At 70.9% G+C, this 16,583-nt stretch carries 19 protein-coding genes; 14 read left to right on the top strand and 5 right to left on the bottom strand.

Going from position 1 to position 16,583, the window contains the following annotated elements; translation table 11 throughout:
• Positions 1 to 24 precede the first annotated feature (24 nt).
• Positions 25 to 1,272 carry a helix-turn-helix transcriptional regulator gene (locus QFW96_RS06555; RefSeq protein ID WP_281454626.1) on the top strand — a complete coding sequence of 416 codons (1,248 nt, stop codon included), beginning with the start codon at positions 25 to 27 and terminating at the stop codon, positions 1,270 to 1,272.
• 89 nt (positions 1,273 to 1,361) lie between these two features.
• Here the strand turns inward: QFW96_RS06555 and QFW96_RS06550 are convergent, their stop codons facing one another.
• Positions 1,362 to 2,117, bottom strand: a complete 756-nt coding sequence (locus tag QFW96_RS06550) for an IclR family transcriptional regulator (protein ID WP_281454625.1) — start codon at positions 2,115 to 2,117, stop codon at positions 1,362 to 1,364.
• A 144-nt stretch (positions 2,118 to 2,261) separates the two neighbouring features.
• Between QFW96_RS06550 and QFW96_RS06545 the strand changes: the two genes are divergently transcribed.
• The 8 genes from QFW96_RS06545 (at position 2,262) to QFW96_RS06510 (ending at position 9,083) form a co-directional block, all read left to right on the top strand.
• Entirely contained in the window at positions 2,262 to 2,972 is a 711-nt protein-coding gene (locus tag QFW96_RS06545; RefSeq protein ID WP_281454624.1) for a CoA transferase subunit A, read from the top strand.
• Positions 2,973 to 2,981: 9 nt separating this feature from the next.
• Complete coding sequence (locus tag QFW96_RS06540) at positions 2,982 to 3,632, top strand: 3-oxoacid CoA-transferase subunit B (protein ID WP_281454623.1); 651 nt, start codon at positions 2,982 to 2,984, stop codon at positions 3,630 to 3,632.
• Positions 3,633 to 3,695: 63 nt separating this feature from the next.
• Positions 3,696 to 4,589, top strand: coding sequence for a LysR family transcriptional regulator (locus QFW96_RS06535; protein ID WP_281454622.1), 894 nt, complete (start codon positions 3,696 to 3,698; stop codon positions 4,587 to 4,589).
• 73 nt (positions 4,590 to 4,662) lie between these two features.
• Complete coding sequence (locus QFW96_RS06530; RefSeq protein WP_281454621.1) at positions 4,663 to 5,616, top strand: fumarylacetoacetate hydrolase family protein; 954 nt, start codon at positions 4,663 to 4,665, stop codon at positions 5,614 to 5,616.
• Positions 5,613 to 6,521 carry an MBL fold metallo-hydrolase gene (locus tag QFW96_RS06525; RefSeq protein WP_281454620.1) on the top strand — a complete coding sequence of 303 codons (909 nt, stop codon included), beginning with the start codon at positions 5,613 to 5,615 and terminating at the stop codon, positions 6,519 to 6,521. Before QFW96_RS06530 ends, QFW96_RS06525 begins: the two co-directional genes overlap by 4 nt.
• A gap of 26 nt (positions 6,522 to 6,547) precedes the next feature.
• Positions 6,548 to 7,585, top strand: coding sequence for a VOC family protein (locus QFW96_RS06520; RefSeq protein ID WP_281454619.1), 1,038 nt, complete (start codon positions 6,548 to 6,550; stop codon positions 7,583 to 7,585).
• On the top strand, positions 7,582 to 8,043 hold the full coding sequence (locus QFW96_RS06515; RefSeq protein ID WP_281454618.1) for an FAD-dependent monooxygenase: 462 nt from the start codon (positions 7,582 to 7,584) through the stop codon (positions 8,041 to 8,043). The genes QFW96_RS06520 and QFW96_RS06515 overlap by 4 nt, the downstream gene beginning before the upstream one ends.
• Positions 8,044 to 8,066: 23 nt before the next feature.
• Entirely contained in the window at positions 8,067 to 9,083 is a 1,017-nt protein-coding gene (locus QFW96_RS06510) for an amidohydrolase family protein (RefSeq protein WP_281454617.1), read from the top strand.
• On the opposite strand, the gene QFW96_RS06505 is transcribed toward QFW96_RS06510, so the two are convergent.
• Positions 9,070 to 9,330 (bottom strand): DUF3040 domain-containing protein, encoded by a 261-nt coding sequence (locus QFW96_RS06505; protein WP_281454616.1) that lies wholly within the window; start codon positions 9,328 to 9,330, stop codon positions 9,070 to 9,072. The two genes, QFW96_RS06510 and QFW96_RS06505, sit on opposite strands and share 14 nt — an antisense overlap.
• 137 nt (positions 9,331 to 9,467) lie before the next feature.
• Between QFW96_RS06505 and QFW96_RS06500 the strand changes: the two genes are divergently transcribed.
• On the top strand, positions 9,468 to 9,749 hold the full coding sequence (locus QFW96_RS06500) for a 4a-hydroxytetrahydrobiopterin dehydratase (protein ID WP_281454615.1): 282 nt from the start codon (positions 9,468 to 9,470) through the stop codon (positions 9,747 to 9,749).
• Between the two features lie 44 nt (positions 9,750 to 9,793).
• Here the strand turns inward: QFW96_RS06500 and QFW96_RS06495 are convergent, their stop codons facing one another.
• Positions 9,794 to 10,867: an NAD(P)-binding domain-containing protein gene (locus QFW96_RS06495; RefSeq protein ID WP_281454614.1), complete on the bottom strand. Its 1,074-nt coding sequence runs from the start codon at positions 10,865 to 10,867 to the stop codon at positions 9,794 to 9,796.
• A 145-nt stretch (positions 10,868 to 11,012) separates the two neighbouring features.
• On the opposite strand from QFW96_RS06495, the gene QFW96_RS06490 reads away from it, so the two are divergent.
• The 3 genes from QFW96_RS06490 (at position 11,013) to QFW96_RS06480 (ending at position 14,178) form a co-directional block, all read left to right on the top strand.
• Positions 11,013 to 11,639, top strand: a complete 627-nt coding sequence (locus tag QFW96_RS06490; RefSeq protein WP_281454613.1) for a TVP38/TMEM64 family protein — start codon at positions 11,013 to 11,015, stop codon at positions 11,637 to 11,639.
• Between the two features lie 246 nt (positions 11,640 to 11,885).
• Complete coding sequence (locus QFW96_RS06485; protein WP_281454612.1) at positions 11,886 to 12,353, top strand: hemerythrin domain-containing protein; 468 nt, start codon at positions 11,886 to 11,888, stop codon at positions 12,351 to 12,353.
• Positions 12,354 to 12,522: 169 nt separating this feature from the next.
• Entirely contained in the window at positions 12,523 to 14,178 is a 1,656-nt protein-coding gene (locus QFW96_RS06480) for a class I adenylate-forming enzyme family protein (protein WP_281454611.1), read from the top strand.
• 87 nt (positions 14,179 to 14,265) lie between these two features.
• Here QFW96_RS06480 and QFW96_RS06475 read toward each other — a convergent pair whose 3' ends face one another.
• Positions 14,266 to 14,616: a MerR family transcriptional regulator gene (locus QFW96_RS06475; protein ID WP_281454610.1), complete on the bottom strand. Its 351-nt coding sequence runs from the start codon at positions 14,614 to 14,616 to the stop codon at positions 14,266 to 14,268.
• A gap of 98 nt (positions 14,617 to 14,714) precedes the next feature.
• A complete protein-coding gene (locus tag QFW96_RS06470) occupies positions 14,715 to 15,161 on the bottom strand; it encodes an Hsp20/alpha crystallin family protein (RefSeq protein ID WP_281454609.1) in 447 nt (148 codons plus the stop codon).
• A 425-nt stretch (positions 15,162 to 15,586) separates the two neighbouring features.
• On the opposite strand from QFW96_RS06470, the gene QFW96_RS06465 reads away from it, so the two are divergent.
• Positions 15,587 to 16,558 (top strand): phytoene/squalene synthase family protein, encoded by a 972-nt coding sequence (locus tag QFW96_RS06465; RefSeq protein WP_281454608.1) that lies wholly within the window; start codon positions 15,587 to 15,589, stop codon positions 16,556 to 16,558.
• Positions 16,559 to 16,583 lie beyond the last annotated feature (25 nt).

The following is a 16,583-nucleotide window of genomic DNA, read 5'->3' as shown; positions in this document are numbered from 1 at the left end:
GTCGAGGCCGGTAGGATCCGCGTCGTGTTCGACGTCGAAGAGGCCCTGACCTCGCTGCGCACCGTGATCGACGGGCCGCTGCACGAGATCGCGCCCCGGTTCTCCCGGGCGCTGGCCGACGGCTGGCCGCACACCGCGCTGGTGATCTTCACCCGCGAGTGCACCGGTCGTCCCCGCAAGGTCGCCGGCTCGTCCGGCGTGGTCGACAAGATCACCATCGAGGAGCTCGACCGGATCAAGGCCGACATCGACCTCGGCGGCCGGTCCAGCATCACCGCCACCCTGGGCGGCAGCGAGCGGCGGGTGTGGGCGCTGCGGGACCGGATCGGCACGCTGCTGGTCCTGGTGCCGCGCGGCTCAGGTCGGCAGGTGCCGCACCCGGAGCTGCTGGCCGGGCTGTTCGGTGTCGTGGCGACCTCGATCCGCCAGCAGGTCGCCCAGGCCAGCCCCGACTACCTCGCCGAGTCGCGCGCGGCGTCGAGCGAACGCGCCCGCACCATCGCCGAACTCGTGGCCACGCACGAGACGGCGCTGGTCACGATCCTCTCGGCGCTGCGGTCCAGCGGCCTGGACGACCACCGCGCCCGCATCGCCGCCACCGAGGCCGCGGCTTCAGCGCTCGTGGCGACCCGCTCGGTGCCGCAATCGGACGCCGCGCTGTCGGAGGAAGGTGCGCAGTCGGCGTTCGGCGAGCTGCGCAAGGAGATCCGGCAGACGCTGCGGCACCACGAGGCCGAGGTGGAGTTCGTCGCCCCCACCAAGGAGTCCCGCGCGCTCCCTGGCGAGATCGCTTACGCGGCGAGGGCGATGACGCGCACCGTCGTGCTGGCCTTCACCGCGCAGCCGGAGCTGACCCGCCTGCGCATCGCCTGGTACTGCGCGGAGGACTCGCTGCGCGTGGACGTCCGCGACGACCACTCGGGTGCGCTGGACGTCACCGCGCTGCGACGTCAGCTCGACGGTCGCGCCCGGACCCTCGGCGGCAGCATCGAGCTCGAGGCGACCCCGGGCTGGGGCAGCCGCGCCGTCATCGACCTGCCGCTGGAGACCGTCCCCGATCACGCGGGGGAAACCCGCCTGGCCAGCCTCAACCGCCGCGAACTCGACGTGCTCACCCTGGTCGCTCGCGGCAAGCGCAACAAGACCATCGCCGCCGAACTCGGCGTCACCGAGAGCACCATCAAGTTCCACATGGGCGGAGTCCTCAAGAAGCTCGAAGTCACCACCCGAGGAGAAGCAGCAGCCCTCGCCATGGCCGCGGGCATCAGCTGACCCCCGGCCCGCCCCCTTCACCCGTTCGAAAACCGCTGCATTCGCGCGACGAAAACCGGGGTTTTCGACGTGAGGGGTTGCGTGGCCGGTCAGCGGGTGTTGAGGGCTCGGGTGAGTGTGTGGGCTTCGTGGAGGAGGAGCGCGCCGAGGTCTGGTTGGCGGCTGGGTTTGAAGCGGGATTCGATGCCGGTGAGGGTGAGGGCCCAGGCGGGTTTGCCCTGGGGGTCGAAGACCGCGGCGGCCATGCCCCAGCTGCCTTCGACGACCAGGCCCGGGTTGAGGGCGTAGCCGTGGCGGCGTGTGCGGGCGATGCGCTCGCGGATCGACTCGGGGGAGTGCTCCGGCCCCCAGCGGGTGGTGAGGTCGGCGCGGTGCAGGTAGGCGTCGATCGTCGCGTCGTCCTGGAAGGCGAGCAGGACCAGGCCCGCTGAGACCACGCCCAGGGGGAAGCGGGCGCCCTCGTAGAGGACGAACGAGCGGATCGGGAAGTCGCCGTCCTCGCGGACCAGGCAGACCGTCTCCTCGCCGCGCAGGGCGGAGAAGAACGCGCTCTCGCCGGTTTTGGTGGCCAGCCGGTGGACGCTGTCGCGGGCCTGGTGGGTGACGTCGTAGCGGGACCCGGCGGTCTGGCCGAGCAGGTAGAGCTCCGGGCCGAGGAACCAGCTGCCCGTCTGCTGGTCGCGGTCGACGAAGCCCTCGTCGGCCAGCGAGCTCAGCAGGCGGTGCGCGGTCGGGCGGGGGAGCCCGGTGTCGCGGGCGAGATCGGTCGTCGCCGCGCCGGTGTTCCTGGCCGACAGCGCGCGCAGCAGGGCGCCGATCTTGCCGACGAGGTGGTTGTCCGTCACCACCCGAGAATAGCGTCCACTGAGCGGACGCGGAATGCTGCCGATGCTCGGTGGGTGAGCGGATCACACCCGAATGTTGCGGTGAACAGCACGATCCGCCTTTACTCCCAGGCGTCCGGTAGTTGGACGGGGAGAGGTGACGAGTTGTCGAAGCTGCGGAGTGACGCGCAGGAGGCGCTGGCGGGCGTGCTCACCGACGGCATGACCCTGGCGGTCGGCGGGTTCGGGTTGAGCGGCGTGCCCAACGACCTCATCGAGGTCGTGCGCGACAGCGGCGTCACCGGGCTGACGGTGGTGTCGAACAACATGGGCGTCGACGGCAAGGGCCTCGGCCTGCTGCTGGAGAACAAGCAGGTCGCCAAGGCGATCTCGTCCTACGTCGGGGAGAACAAGCTGTTCGCCCAGCAGTACCTCGACAAGACCCTGGAGGTCGAGTTCGCGCCGCAGGGCACGCTGTCGGAGCGGATGCGGGCCGGAGGTGCGGGCATCGCCGCCTTCTACACCCGCGCCGGGGTCGGCACCCCGGTCGCCGAGGGCAAGCCGCACGCCGAGTTCGACGGGCGCACCTACGTGCAGGAACGCGCCATCGTCGCCGACGTAGCGCTCGTCCACGCCCACACCGCCGACCCGGCGGGCAACCTCGCGTACCGGGCCAGCTCGCGCAACTTCAACCCGGTGGTGGCCACCTGCGGGCGGGTGGCGGTCGTGGAGGTCGAGCACCTCAGCGACGAGCACCTCGACCCCGAGCAGGTCGTGACCCCCGGCATCTACGTGAACCGGCTTGTGCGGGCCCGGCCGCGGGTCAAGGACATCGAGAAGCGCACGGTGCGCCCCCGCGCCGCCGCGACGAACTAGGAGCAGCACATGACCTGGACCCGGGATGAGATGGCGGCGCTGGCCGCCGCCGAACTCCGCGACGGCGACTACGTCAACCTCGGCATCGGCATCCCCACCCTCGTCGCCAACCACGTCCCCGACGGCGTGGAGGTGACGCTGCAGAGCGAGAACGGCATCCTCGGCGTCGGCCCGTTCCCGTTCGAGGGCGAGGAGGACGCCGACCTCATCAACGCCGGCAAGCAGACCGTCACGATCAACCCCGGGGCGAGCTACTTCGACTCGGCGGCCTCGTTCGCGATGATGCGCGGCGGGCACATCGACATCGCCGTGCTCGGCGCGCTGCAGGTCGGCGCCAACGGCGACCTGGCGAACTGGACGATCCCCGGCGCGCTGGTCAAGGGCATGGGCGGCGCGATGGACCTGGTCGTCGGCGCGCGCCGGATCGTCGTGCTCACCGACCACGTCGCCAAGGACGGCAGCCCGAAGCTCGTCGAGCGCTGCTCGCTGCCGCTGACCGGCGCGGGCGTGGTCAACCGCGTCATCACCGACCTCGCCGTCCTCGACGTCACCCCCGACGGGTTCGCCCTGGTCGACCTCGCCCCCGGAGTCACCGAGGACGAGGTGGTGGCCAAGACCGGCGCCCCGGTCGGCCGGGTCGCCGCGCCGACCCCGGGCTGAGCGAGCTCGTAGGATCGCGGGGTCGCAACGGCGCTGGAAGGGGCCCGGGTGAACCTCGCTCAGGTGGATCTGAACCTGCTGGTCGTGCTGGACGCGCTGCTGCGCGAGCAGAACGTCACCCGGGCCGCCGAGCGGCTGCACATGTCGCAGCCGGCGACCAGCACGGCCCTGGCGCGGTTGCGCAAGATCCTCGACGACCCGCTGCTGGTCCGGCAGGGCCGCTACCTGCGGTTGACGCCGCGCGGCGAGGCGCTGATCGAGCCGGTGCGGGAGGTGCTGGCCACCATCGAGCAGCACATCGTCGCGCCGCCCGACTTCGACCCGGGCCGCGACGAGCGGACGTTCAACCTCGTGGCCAGCGACTACGTGGGCGTGGTGATCATGCGGCCGCTGCTGGCCCGGGTGAACGGCCTGGTGCCCAACGTCCGCCTGGAGCTCGGGTCGCTGTCGGCCGACGCGGCCCGCATGGTCGAGCGCGACGAGATCGACCTGGTCATCCTGCCCGAGGTGCTCGGCGAGGAGATGCTCTCCGACTCGTGCTCCAGCGCGCCCGTGGTCCGCGACCGCTACGTCGGCGCGGCGTGGTCGCAGCACCCGCTGGCCGGGGGAGGAGTGCTGCCGCTGCGGGCCCTGGAGCAGCACCCGTACCTGGCGTTCGCGCCGCCCAACGGGTGCAGCCTCATGGACGAGGACATCGAGCGGGCCGGGGTGACGCCGCGGCCGGAGGCGACCTCGGTCAACTTCATCACCATGCCGTTCCTCATGGCAGGCACCGACATGGTCACCATCATCCCGCAGAGCCTCGGCGAGAAGCTCGCGCCCGCCGCCGACATCGTGCTGCTGGAACCGGATTTCGAGCTGCGCCCGGTGCGGGAGTCCGCCTACTGGCACAGCCGCCGCGACGCCGACCCCGGCCACCGCTGGTTGCGCGACCAACTGCTGTCCGTCGTGCCATAGCTGGTATCCACACCGCGCATTTCCGCGCTCACCCCCACGCGCCTTAGCGTCGAACGCGTCGAAGGAGGACGCGATGACGCGACGGGTCGACGGCTACGCGCTGGGGACTTTCTCGGACGGGAACGGTGAATTCGCCGGACTCGTCTCGGGCGACCGGGTGATGCCGCTGGAGGCGGCGACGGTCCGGGATCTGCTGGACGAGTGGGAGTCGGTGCGCGACCGGCTCCCGGAACGGGCGGCGACGCTCGCCGACGGCGGCGGCAGACCGCTGGCCGAGCTGGCGGTGCGGGCGCCGGTGATGCCGCGCCAGATCATCCAGGCGGGCGCGAACTACCGCAGCCACGTCGCCGAGATCGTGCTGTCGGGCCGCGAACCCGACGACACCCGCAGCGACGAGGAGCTGCGCCGCGAGGCGGAGACGATGATGGACGAGAAGACCCGCACGGGCAGCCCGTTCTTCTTCTCCGGTCTCCCGGCCGCGATCTGCGGTCCCGACGACGACGTGCTGCTGCCCGCCGAGTCCGCCAAGGTCGACTGGGAGGTCGAGCTGACCGCGGTCATCGGCAAGACCGCGCACCGGGTCCCGCGCGAACGCGTGATGGAGCACGTCGCCGGGTTCACCGTGTGCAACGACATCAGCGCCCGGGACCTGCAGTTCCCGCCGGAGCACCGGCCGCTGGGCGGCGACTGGATCCGCGCGAAGAACCGGCCGACGTTCCTGCCGACGGGCCCGTTCATCACCCCGGTCGAGGTGCTGGGCGACTACCGGGAGCGGGAGATCACCCTCGACCTCAACGGCGAGCGCAAGCAGTCCGACGTCCCGGCGAACCTGCTGTTCGACGTGGAGGCGATCATCGCCGCCGCGTCGACGGCCACCACCCTCTACCCGGGCGACCTGGTGCTGACCGGCAGCCCGGCGGGCAACGGCGGCAAGTGGCAGCGCTGGCTCGGGCCCGGTGATGTCGTGGAAGCCGGGATCTCGGGAATCGGCGTGCAGCGCAACACCTGCGTGCAGGAGCCCCGATGAGCGGGCCGCAGCCGGGACGCGCCGAGGAGGTCTCCGACGGGGTCCACGCGTTCGTCCAGCCCGACGGCAGCTGGATGATCAACAACAGCGGGTTCGTGGTCGGCCGCTCGGGCGTGGTGTGCATCGACGCCTGCGCGACCGAACGCCGCACCCGCGACCTGCTGGCGGCCATCGGCGAGGTGACCACCGCCCCGGTGCGGACGCTGGTCAACACCCACCACCACCCGGATCACACTGCGGGCAACGGGTTCTTCCCCAACGCCACCATCGTCGCCCACGAGCAGGCGCGGCCCGAGATGCGCGCCCTGGGGCTGCCCTCCAACGACGGCGTCTGGTCCGAAGTGGACTACGGGGATCTGGAGCTGCAGCTGCCGTTCCTCACCTTCACCGACCGGATCTCGGTGTGGGCCGACGACCTGCGCTGCGAGCTCATCCACCCCGGACGCACGGCGCACACCAGCAACGACGTGGTCGTGTGGATCCCGGAGCGCGAGGTGCTCTTCGCCGGTGACCTCGTGTTCCACGGCGGCACCCCGTTCCTGCTGTCCGGGTCGGTGCGCGGTTCCGTCGAGGTGCTGGAGAACTTCCTGAAACCCCTGGGCGCCACCACCATCGTGCCCGGCCACGGCCCGGTGTGCGGGCCGGAGGTGATCGACGAGGTGCTGGACTACCTGCGCTTCGTCCTCGACGTCGCCGAACGCGGCCGCGAAGCCGGGCTGAGCCCGCTGGAGCTGGCGCGCGAGACCGATCTCGGCCGCTTCGCCGAGTGGACCGACGGTGAGCGCATCGTCGGCAACCTGCACAGCGCCTACGCCGAGGAGTCCGGGCGACCGCTCGACCCCGGCGCCGCGCTGCGCGACATGGTCGCCTACAACGGCGGCCGCCCCCTGACCTGCTGGGCCTGAACCCCCTTCTCCCCCGAGGAGTTCCCATGTCGGAGATCTTGTTGTCGCAGCTCGCCCACGTCGAGCTGATCAGCCCGAAGCCCGCCGAGACCGTGGAGTGGATGAAGGAGGTCTTCGGCCTGGAGGAGACCTCCCGCGAGGGCCGGTCGGTCTACCTGCGCGGCTGGGCGGAGTGGCTGCACTCCAGCCTCATCATCACCGAGGGCCGCGAGCCCGGCGTGGGCAGGATCGGCTGGCGCACCTACGGACCCGAGGACCCGGAGACAGTCGCCAAGCGGCTCGCCGGCACCGAGGAGGCCGTGGGCTGGGTCGACGACTGGGAGGGCCACGGCGCCACCTACCAGTACCGCGCGCCGCACGGCCGGCACCTGCACGAGGTGTTCTGGGACGTCGAGCGCTACCAGGCGCCGCCGGAGAAGCAGGACCCGGTGATCAAGAACCGGCCGCAGCGGTTCTCCGGCAAGGGCATCGGCGCCCGCTACCTCGACCACGTGACGATGCCGACGCAGAACATGGTCGGCGACATCGACTTCTACAAGCGCCTCGGCGCCCGCCACACCGCGCAGACCGAGGTCGAACCGGGATTCGAGGTGTTCTCCACCTTGACCTGCAACGGGATCCGCTCCACCCACGACCTCGCGCTGGTGCCCGACTTCAGCGGCATGACCGGGCGCGCCCACCACATCGCTTTCCGCGTCGACCAGCGCCAGGACGTGGAGCGGGCCGCGGAGGTGTTCCTGGCCAACGACACGCCGATCGAGTTCGGGCCGGGCGTGCACGGCATCGACGAGATCACCTACCTCTACGTCCGCGAACCCGGCGGCTTCCGGATGGAGATCAACTCCGGTGGCTGGATCAACACCATGCCGGACTGGGAGACCACCACCTACCAGGCCGCCGGCGGCAACCCGGGGCAGAGCATCTGGCGCAACGTCGAGGCCCCGGAGGGCTTCCACGAGGCCTGGCCGCTGCCGGTCGGTGCGGCCGCCGCGAAGAACGACGAGGCCATCGCGGGCGAGAACGTGCGCGACTTCTTCGGCGACCAGGTGGGCGGATCGCGGTGAGCGTGCGGCGGGTGCTGGTCGTCGGCGGCGGCATCGGCGGGCTGTCGGCGACCCTCGCGCTGCGCCAGGCAGGCGTCGAGGTCGACCTGGTGGAGAAGGACGCCGAGTGGTCGGTCCACGGCGTCGGGATCATCCAGCCGGGCAACGCGCTGCGCGCGCTGGACCGGCTGGGCGTGGCCGAGGAGTGCGTGGCTCAGGGGCATCCGATGGTGGGGATGCGCAGCTGGACCGCCGACGGCGAGACCTTGCTGCGGGCGGACGAATTCCCGCCCGCGGGGGAGGGCTTGCCGCCGAACAACGGCATCACCCGCCGACGCCCGCACGACATCCTGGTCGCCGCCGCCCGGAAGTCCGGTGCCCGCATCCGCACCGGCGTCACCACGTCCGCGGTCGAACCCGGCACCGGCGATGTCGCGGCGGCCCACGCCGTCACCACGGCGGCCATGGCCCCGCTATGACCCCGCTCAACGAGGAGGAACCGATGCCCCGCACCGTTCCGGCGGTCGACGTCCACGCCCACGTGGGGACGCCCGCCGTCGACGCGCTGATCGCCGACGAGCCGGGGCTGGCCCGGCAGCGGGAGATCGACGGCGCGTCGCTGGGGCCGGAGTCGGCCGCCCACAACGTCGAGCAGATCCGGTCGCTCTCGGTGAAGCTGACCGATGTGGACGCCCGGATCGCGGCGATGGACCGCGCAGGGGTCGACGTCCAGGCGGTCAGCCCGGTTCCGCTGCCGCACAGCTGGGCGTCGCGGGATCTCGCCGAGCGCATCGCGGCGCTGGCCAACGACGCGGTCGCCGCGCTCGTCGCGAGCCGACCGGACAGGTTCGTCGGCATCGGGACGGTCTCGCTGCAGCACCCCGATCTGGCCGTGGAGCAGCTGCGCGACGCCGTGCGGGGGCGGGGGATGCGGGGCGTGCAGATCTCCACCGCCGCCGCGCCCGGCGTCGAGCTCGACGACCCGTCGCTGGCGGAGTTCTGGGCCGCGGCCGAGGAGCTGGACGCCGCGATCCTCATCCACCCGTGGGGCTGCACCCTGGGCGAACGGCTCAACGCCTACTACCTGTTCAACACCGTCGGCAACCCGGTGGAAACGGCCCTGGCCCTGTCCCGCATCACCTTCTCCGGCCTGCTGGAGCGCCACCCGCGCCTGAAGATCTGGTCCGCCCACGGCGGCGGCTACCTCGGCAGCTACCTGACCCGCGCCGACCACGCCTGGACGATGCGCGCCGACGCCCGCACCACCCAGGCCCCGCCCAGCGAACTCCTCCGCCGCACCTACGTCGACTCCCTGGTCTACACACCCGACCAGCTCCGCCACCTGATCACCACGATGGGCCCCACCCAGATCACCCTCGGAAGCGACTACCCGTTCGACATGGGGGTCGACGATCCCGTCGACCGCCTCCGCGCAGCGGACCTCGACCCCGCCGCGGTGGACGCGATCCGGGGCGGCAACGCGGTCCGCCTGCTGGGCGCGCTCCCTACGAGCTCCTGAAGATCCAGTTCTGGGTCAGCAGCAGGGCTCCTGCGAGCAGGGCGGTGGTGAAGAACGCCGCGCCCTCGCCGAGCGCGAGGCACAGCAGGGACAGGGCCGCGACGGCGAGCGCGAAGGCCCTGCGGCGGGTCAGCCACGCGCGGAAGTGGATGCGGGTGTTGGTCATCCTGTCGGCGAGAGCCGGGTCGTCGCTGGACAGCTGGCGTTCCATCTCGCCGAGGATGCGGAGTTCGTGTCGTCGCAGCATGGTGGCCTCCCGCGGTCGACTGGCCAGGCCACCATCGCGCCCGGTGGGCCGGGGCCGGTAGGGGAGATAGACCCTGATCCGAGGACCCGGAACGTAGACTCGGTGCGGCCCTCGTCCCCGTGCCGGAAGGAGTGGAGATGCTCAGCGACGACGAGGTGGCTCGTGCGCTGGAGGACCTGCCCGGGTGGGGCGGTGACGGGCGCGCGATCAGCCGGACCTGGACGCTGAAGGGCTTCAACGGAGCGATGCAGCTGGCCAACGTCGTGGCCTTCGTCGCCAACCGCGCCAACCACCACCCGGACATCAGCATCCACGACTACAAGCAGGTCACCGTCACCTCCACCACCCACGACGAGAACGCCACCACCGAACACGACCTCGCCCTGGCGCGCCGCCTCAACGAGGTCCTCGACGCCTAGGCGCGGCAGCAGGTCCCGCCGAAGACCTCCGAGTGGGCCTGGCCTCAGGTGACGACCGGTTCGCGCAGGTAGCGGGCCAGTGCGGTGGCGGCGTCGCGGCCCGCGCGGTTGGCCCCGACCGTGGACTGGGAGGGGCCGAAGCCGATGAGGTGGACGCGGGGGTCGGCGACGACCTGCGTGCCGCGCACCTGGATGCCGCCGAGCTCGTTGTGCAGCCCGAGCGGGTCCAGGTGGGTGAGCGCGGGCCGGAAGCCCGTCGCCCAGAGGATCGCGTCGACCGGGGTGAAGGTGCCGTCCGCTTCGCGGAGCCCCCTCGGTTCGATCCTGGTGAACATGGGACGGCGCTGCAGCGCTCCCCGGCGGTGAGCGGCCAGGGCGTAGGAGGACCAGCCGAGGCCGGTGTAGGAGACGATGCTGCCGCTGGGGCGGCCGGCCTCCACGTCGGCGGCGACCTCGGCGACCACTTCGCGCCCGGCTTCGCTGTCGAACTCGCCGTCGCGGAAGTCGGGTTCGCGGCGGGTGTACCAGAACGTGGTGGCGACCCGGGAGATCTCCTCCAGCTGCTGGACCGCGGAGATCCCGCCGCCGACGATCGCCACGCGCTGACCGGCGAAGTGCTCCGCGGAGACGTAGTCGCGGGTGTGCAGCTGCGTCCCGGTGAAGGTCTCCTGGCCCGGGTAGTGGGGGAGGACCGGGTTGGTCCACGTGCCGGTCGCGTTGATGATCGCGCGGGTCCGCCACGGTCCGTCGTCGGTCTCGACGATCAGATCGGGATCGTCGTCGCGGACCGCGCTGACTCGCACCGGACGCAGGATCGGCAGGTCCGCGGCGTCCTCGAAGGTGCGGAAGTAGCGCGGCACCGCGTCCCGGCTGGGCTCGTCCGGGTCGATCGGGGGTTTCGCGAAACCGGGCAGGTCGAAGATCCCGTTCACCGTCGCCATCCGCAGCGACTCCCAGCGCTGCCGCCACGCCCCGCCGGGCGCGGGCGAGGCGTCGAGCACGACGAAGCTCCGCTCGGACCGCTCCAGGGCGCTCGCGAAGCCCTTCCGCCGCAGGTGGTAGGCCGCCGACAGGCCGGACTGCCCACCGCCGATGACCACGACCGTCGCGAACCGCATCGCTGGACCCTCCTCGCACCGAGCACGCCGTTCAACAACCGGCGAGGACGCCTGCTTCCGCCGCGGGCCGGGAAGTGTCGCAGGCCACCGGGGTAGCCTCCTCGCCGTGCTCGCACCGAGCGCACGAGTTCCGAAGGGAAGTTCGATGACACCCCGGTTGTGGCTCTTGGTGGCGCTGCTCGTCGTCGCCTCGGGCGTCGGGTTGTGGCTGGTGCCGGGGTCGTCGTTGTTGCAGGTGGAGCAGTGGCGGTCGGCGCCGTGGCTGTTCCTGCTGTTCTTCGCCTTCGCCGCACTCGCGTTCGTGCCCCGACCCGCCCTGGCCGCGGTCGCCGGGATGCTGTTCACCCCGGCGATCGCGCTGCTCGTCGTGGTGGCCGGGACCGTGAGCGGGGCGGGACTCGCCTTCGGCATCGCACGCCTGCTCGGACGCGAGGCCATCGCGCCACGACTGCGCAGCGGACGCCTCGAAGCCCTGGACTCCCTGTTCGCGCGCCGAGGCTTCACCGCGACGATCCTCTGCCGCCTGCTCCCGGTCGTGCCCTACGGCGTCGTCAACTACGGCGCCGGCGTCACCCGAGTCCGCCCCCTCCCGTTCCTCGCGGGCACGGCGGTGGGCACCCTCCCGGCCAACCTCACCTACATCACCGCGGGCAACGCCCTCACCTCCGGGACCTGGACCCCGCTCCTCTGGCTCGCGCTCGCCGCGGTGGCACTCGCAGCCGCGACCTGGGGCGCCCGGCGGCTCGTGGGTTCTGGAGGGCGACAGTTTTAGTGAAAACTGTCCGGGCAAAACGGACATTGATCATGGGTGATTCGAGGAAAAACCGTCCCCTGGTGCGTTGAGCGCAACACGTGAGCCGAAGCCGGCGGCGGGAGGGGTGCGGTGATCTTGGGGGTTGGGTGGGATGGGGGTGTTAGGTTCTGCTCCAGCGTCGCGTGCCGGTGGCAGGCCGTGCCAGGCATGGAGGCGTGGGACTCGAAGGACACGACATGATGATGTCGACGCCTTCGCCCTCCCGTGACTGAGGGCGAGAAGTCCAGGCTGGTCGCCTGGAACCAGGAGATCCACCGGGCGCACGCGCGTTTGCGCGAAGCGCTGGCGGTCGTGCGCGAGGAGCTCGACTCCGCTGCGGTCGAGAAGGCCGGACGCGATCTGCTGCTGTTCTGCCGGGGGTTCTGCACCGCGCTGACCGGGCACCACGAAGGCGAGGACCGGGAGCTGTTCCCGGCGATCGCCGCCGACCACCCGGAACTGCGCGGGACTCTTCGCGCGCTGGAGCAGGACCACTCGATGATCGGCTACCTGCTGAGCGACATGCGGGTCGCGATGAACCGGGACGCCTCCCCTGCGGAGCTCGAACGCCACCTGGAGGGCATCGGCGCGATCATGGAGAGCCACTTCCGGTTCGAGGAGCGAAAGCTCATGTCCGTGCTGGAAGAACTCGCCCTCGACGCCGACCCCGACGAAGTCCTGGGCAACCTGTGAGCGCGCGGGTCACCGCGCGATGCCCTCGGCGATGCGGTCCCCGGCCGGCGCGACGGCGCATCGGCCGACGCGCTTGAGCGTGAGTCGTCTTGTGCTCGGTCGGTCGATCTGGCTGTATGGCCTGGCCGAGGCCTACGTCCGGGGGAACCCGATCCGCTGAGGAGGCGCTGTGAGCGTGTACGACGACAAGCCGTGGTTGGCCCGCTACGCCGCAGGTCAGCCCGCTGAGATCGCGGTGGAGCACGACAACGCGGTGGACATGTTCGCCGCCTCGGTGGCGCGCGATCCGGATGGCGAGATCATCCGGTACTTCGACGGGCGGATCACGTTGCGCGAGCTCGATGAGCTCAGCGACGCGTTCGCGGCGGGTCTGGTGGACGCGGGGTTCGCGGCGGGGGAGCGGGTGGCGATCTACGCGCAGAACGTGCCGCAGTTCGTCATCGCCCAGTTGGGCACCTGGAAGGCAGGCGGCATCGCGGTGTCGGTGAATCCGATGAACCGTGAGCGGGAGTTGGAGGTGATCCTGCGGGATTCCGGGGCGAGTGTGCTGGTGTGCCTGCAAGGTCTGCATCGCGATGTGGCGGATGGGGTGGTGGCCAACACCGAGGTCCGCACCGTGATCACGACCTCGGAGCTGGAGTATCAGACTCGGGGTGATCAGCGGGTTTTCGGCGGTGTTGAGCGGGTGTCGTGCGCGGGAACGGTCGACATGGCCGAGATGATCGAGCGGCACCGGGGCAGCGTCCCGCCGCAGGTGTCGATCGGACCCGATGACGTCGCGTTGTTGACCTACACCTCGGGGACGACGGGTCCGCCGAAGGGTGCGATGGCCACGCATCGCAACGTGGTGTTCAACGCCCAGACCTACCGGGACTGGGTCGGGATCGGTTCCGGCGACGTGATCCTGGGTGTGGCGCCGTTGTTCCACATCACCGGTTTGATCGGGCACGTGGCGTTGTCGCTGCTGGTCGGGGCGCCGCTCGTGCTGATGTACCGGTTGGACCCGGACGTCACCTTGGAGACGGTCCGCGAGGAGGGGGCGACGTTCACGGTCGGGTCGATCACGGTGTTCATCGCGCTGATGAACTCACCCGGTGCGGAGAAGGAGGCACTGGCCAGTCTCACGAAGGTGTATTCGGGTGGGGCGCCGATCCCGCCGAGCACGGTCAAGGCCTTCCAGGACACCTTCGGCCACTACATCCACAACATCTACGGCTTGACCGAGACGACCTCGCCGTCGCACGGGGTGCCGTTCGGCGTGGACGCCCCGGTGGATCCGGCCTCGGGTGCGTTGTCGGTGGGGGTGCCGGTTTACAACACGGTGGTGCGCGTCGTCGGTGAGGATGGTGAGGAGCTGCCGCCGGGTGAGGTCGGTGAGCTGGTGACGTCCGGTCCGCAGGTGGTGTCCGGGTACTGGAACAAGCCGGAGGAGACGGTGCGGGCGATGGGTGGGGGCCGGTTCCGCACCGGCGACGTCGGCTACATGGACGAGGCCGGGTGGTTCTACATCGTTGATCGGAAGAAGGACCAGATCAACGCCGGTGGTTACAAGATCTGGCCGCGTGAGGTCGAGGACGTGCTCTACGAGCACGATTCGGTCCGCGAAGCAGCGGTGGTCGGGGTGGCTGATGAGTACCGGGGTGAGACGGTCAAGGCGTTCGTGAGCCTGCGGCCCGGGGCCGGTGCGGACGCCGAGGAGCTGATCGCGTTCTGCAAGCAGCGCATGGCCGCCTACAAGTACCCGCGCCAGGTCGAAATCCTCGACGAACTGCCCAAGACCGTGACCGGCAAACTCCTCCGCCGAGAACTCCGAGCGCGCGAATAGACCGTCCGCTCACGGTGGATCGGGAAGCGTTCGCAGCGGCTTGCGTGGCGGCCGGGAACCTCGGCAGCGGGCTCGCTTCCGCTGGTGTCATGGCCGTGGCGGATCATCGGTGCCCTCGCTTCCCGGTGACGCGGCCAGGCGCGTGTGGGCGTCGTGCAGGTCGCGTTCGAGTTGGGCGATGCGGCAGGCGGCGGTGAGGATGGTCAGCTCGCTGTCGAGGAGCTCGCGCACTCGGGCGGCCAGCGTGAGTTCGGTGCGGCTGTAGCGGCGGTGCCCTCCCGCGGAACGGTCGGGGGCCAGCAGCGCCGCGGCGTCCAGACTGCGCAGGAAATCCGGGGTGACGCCGAGCATTTCCGCGGCCCGCCCCATGGTGTAGGCGGGATAGTCGGCGTCGTCGAACACGGTGTGCGCGCGCTCCGACGCGGCGGGATCAGCCATGCGCAGTCGTGCCTTTCGCTGCTCGTGTGCCAGGGCCCGGAGGCCGCCTGGCCGTCCGGGCCCCGATGGGGAGGTGTGCTACCGGCTCGTGGTCGCGGTCATCTGGAGGAGCCTTCGATGACCTGGCGGCCGCCGCCGTGGCCGACCTCGATCCGGCGTGGCTTGGCCTGGTCGGCCACCGGCAGGGTCACCGTGAGCACGCCGTCGGTGTAGTCGGCGGTGATGTTGTCCAGATCCAGGCCGTCACCCAGCGACAGCTGTCGTGAGAACGTGCCGCGGGGACGTTCGGCGGCCAGGTAGCTGACCTCGTCGCGGCCCTCACCGCTGACTCGACCGGGGCGCTCGGCGCGCACGGTCAGCGTGTTGTTCTCCGCGTTGACCTCCAGCGAACCGGGGTCGATGCCCGGCAGGTCGAACTCCACCACGTAGTTCTCCCCGGTCCGGTAGGCGTCCATGGCCATCGTCTGCGGCGCCCGGGCCGTCCCGAACACCTCGGTGGCCAACCGGTTGAGGTCCCGGAAGAACGGATCCAACGCCATCGTCATCACTACCACCCCTTTTCTCCAGTTGCGCACGACGACACGAACCCGGGAGCGCGGGGCGGCGCTCCCACTCCGCACCGCCCCGCTGAACGGTCAAGGGAGGGAGAACTTCCGATGAGGCACCACCCCCTTTCCGCAGCTCACAGCTTTCTACGAAGCCACTGCACCACCTATTGTGGAACCGTGACTCCAGATTTTCAACACCTACGAACCGCGACTTCCCAAGTCGTTGCGCGCGGTGCATCGGCGCGAGCGATGAGATCAAGTCGCATCGCTCGCGCGTTGTACCTAGGCTCGTCTCGATCGCATTCGCGCACCTGACTTGAGGTGAGCTGTGCTGAAGCTCCCTGCCGCGAACCGCGTTGCAGGAGCTGGGGCCCGCCCTCGCGGGGGGCTCGGCCCGATGCGAGCTGTGGGGAAGAGAACCCGTGAGCGATTCGGAACTCGACGCCGCCGGGGTCACCGATCCGCGACTTCGGCAGGCCTACCAGCGGTGCCGCAGCGTCAACGCGCGGCACGGCAGGACCTACTTCCTGGCCACCCGACTGCTTCCCCGGGCACGGCGGCCGGCGGTGCACGCTCTGTACGGGTTCGCGCGCCGGGCCGACGACGTCGTCGACGAGCCAGCGCCGCCCGGCACCTGCGTCGATCGCGACCGCGCGCTCGCGGAGCTGCGTCGCGACCTGCTGACCGGTCTCGACCAGGGTTGCAGCAACGACGAACTGCTCGCCGCGGTGGTGCACACCGCTGGGCGTTACGGTCTGCGCCGGGCGCTGTTCGAGGACTTCCTGACTTCGATGCGGATGGACCTCTCGGTGACCGACTACCCGGACCGAGCGGCCCTGAACCGGTACGTGCGCGGCTCGGCGGAAGCCATCGGGCTGCAGCTGCTCCCGGTGCTGGGTACCGTGAGCCCGCCCGAACACGCCGCACCGCACGCCGCGGCCCTGGGCAAGGCGTTCCAGCTGACCAACTTCCTGCGGGACGTCGCCGAGGACCTGGACCGCGACCGGGTCTACCTGCCGGCCGACGAACTGGCCGCGCACGGGGTGGACCGAGAGCTGCTCACCTGGTGCAGGCAGCGCAGGTGCACCGATCCGCGAGTTCGCCGCGCTCTGGCCGAGCAGCACGCCGCCACCAGGGAGGTCTACCGCTTCGCCCGGAGGGGAATCGCGCTGCTGGAACCGGTTTCACGTCCCTGCGTGGAGACGGCGTGCACCCTCTACGCCCAGATCCTGGACCGCATCGAGGAGGAGGACTTCGCCGTCTTCCGGATCCGCGCGACGGTCGGCCGGTGGCGCCGGGTCCGCGTCGCGACGTCGGGGTTGGTCCGCTCGACCCTGGCCCGCCGGGCCGGACGCGCACCGGGCACCCGCCAGGAGCGAAGGGAGATCGCGTGACCGGATCGGACGCCGCGGAGCACCG

The organism is Saccharopolyspora ipomoeae (assembly GCF_029952525.1).
Lineage (GTDB): Bacteria > Actinomycetota > Actinomycetes > Mycobacteriales > Pseudonocardiaceae > Saccharopolyspora > Saccharopolyspora ipomoeae.
The sequence above is the reverse complement of the archived record's forward strand: the minus strand, read 5'-3'. Positions and strand labels throughout refer to the sequence as shown.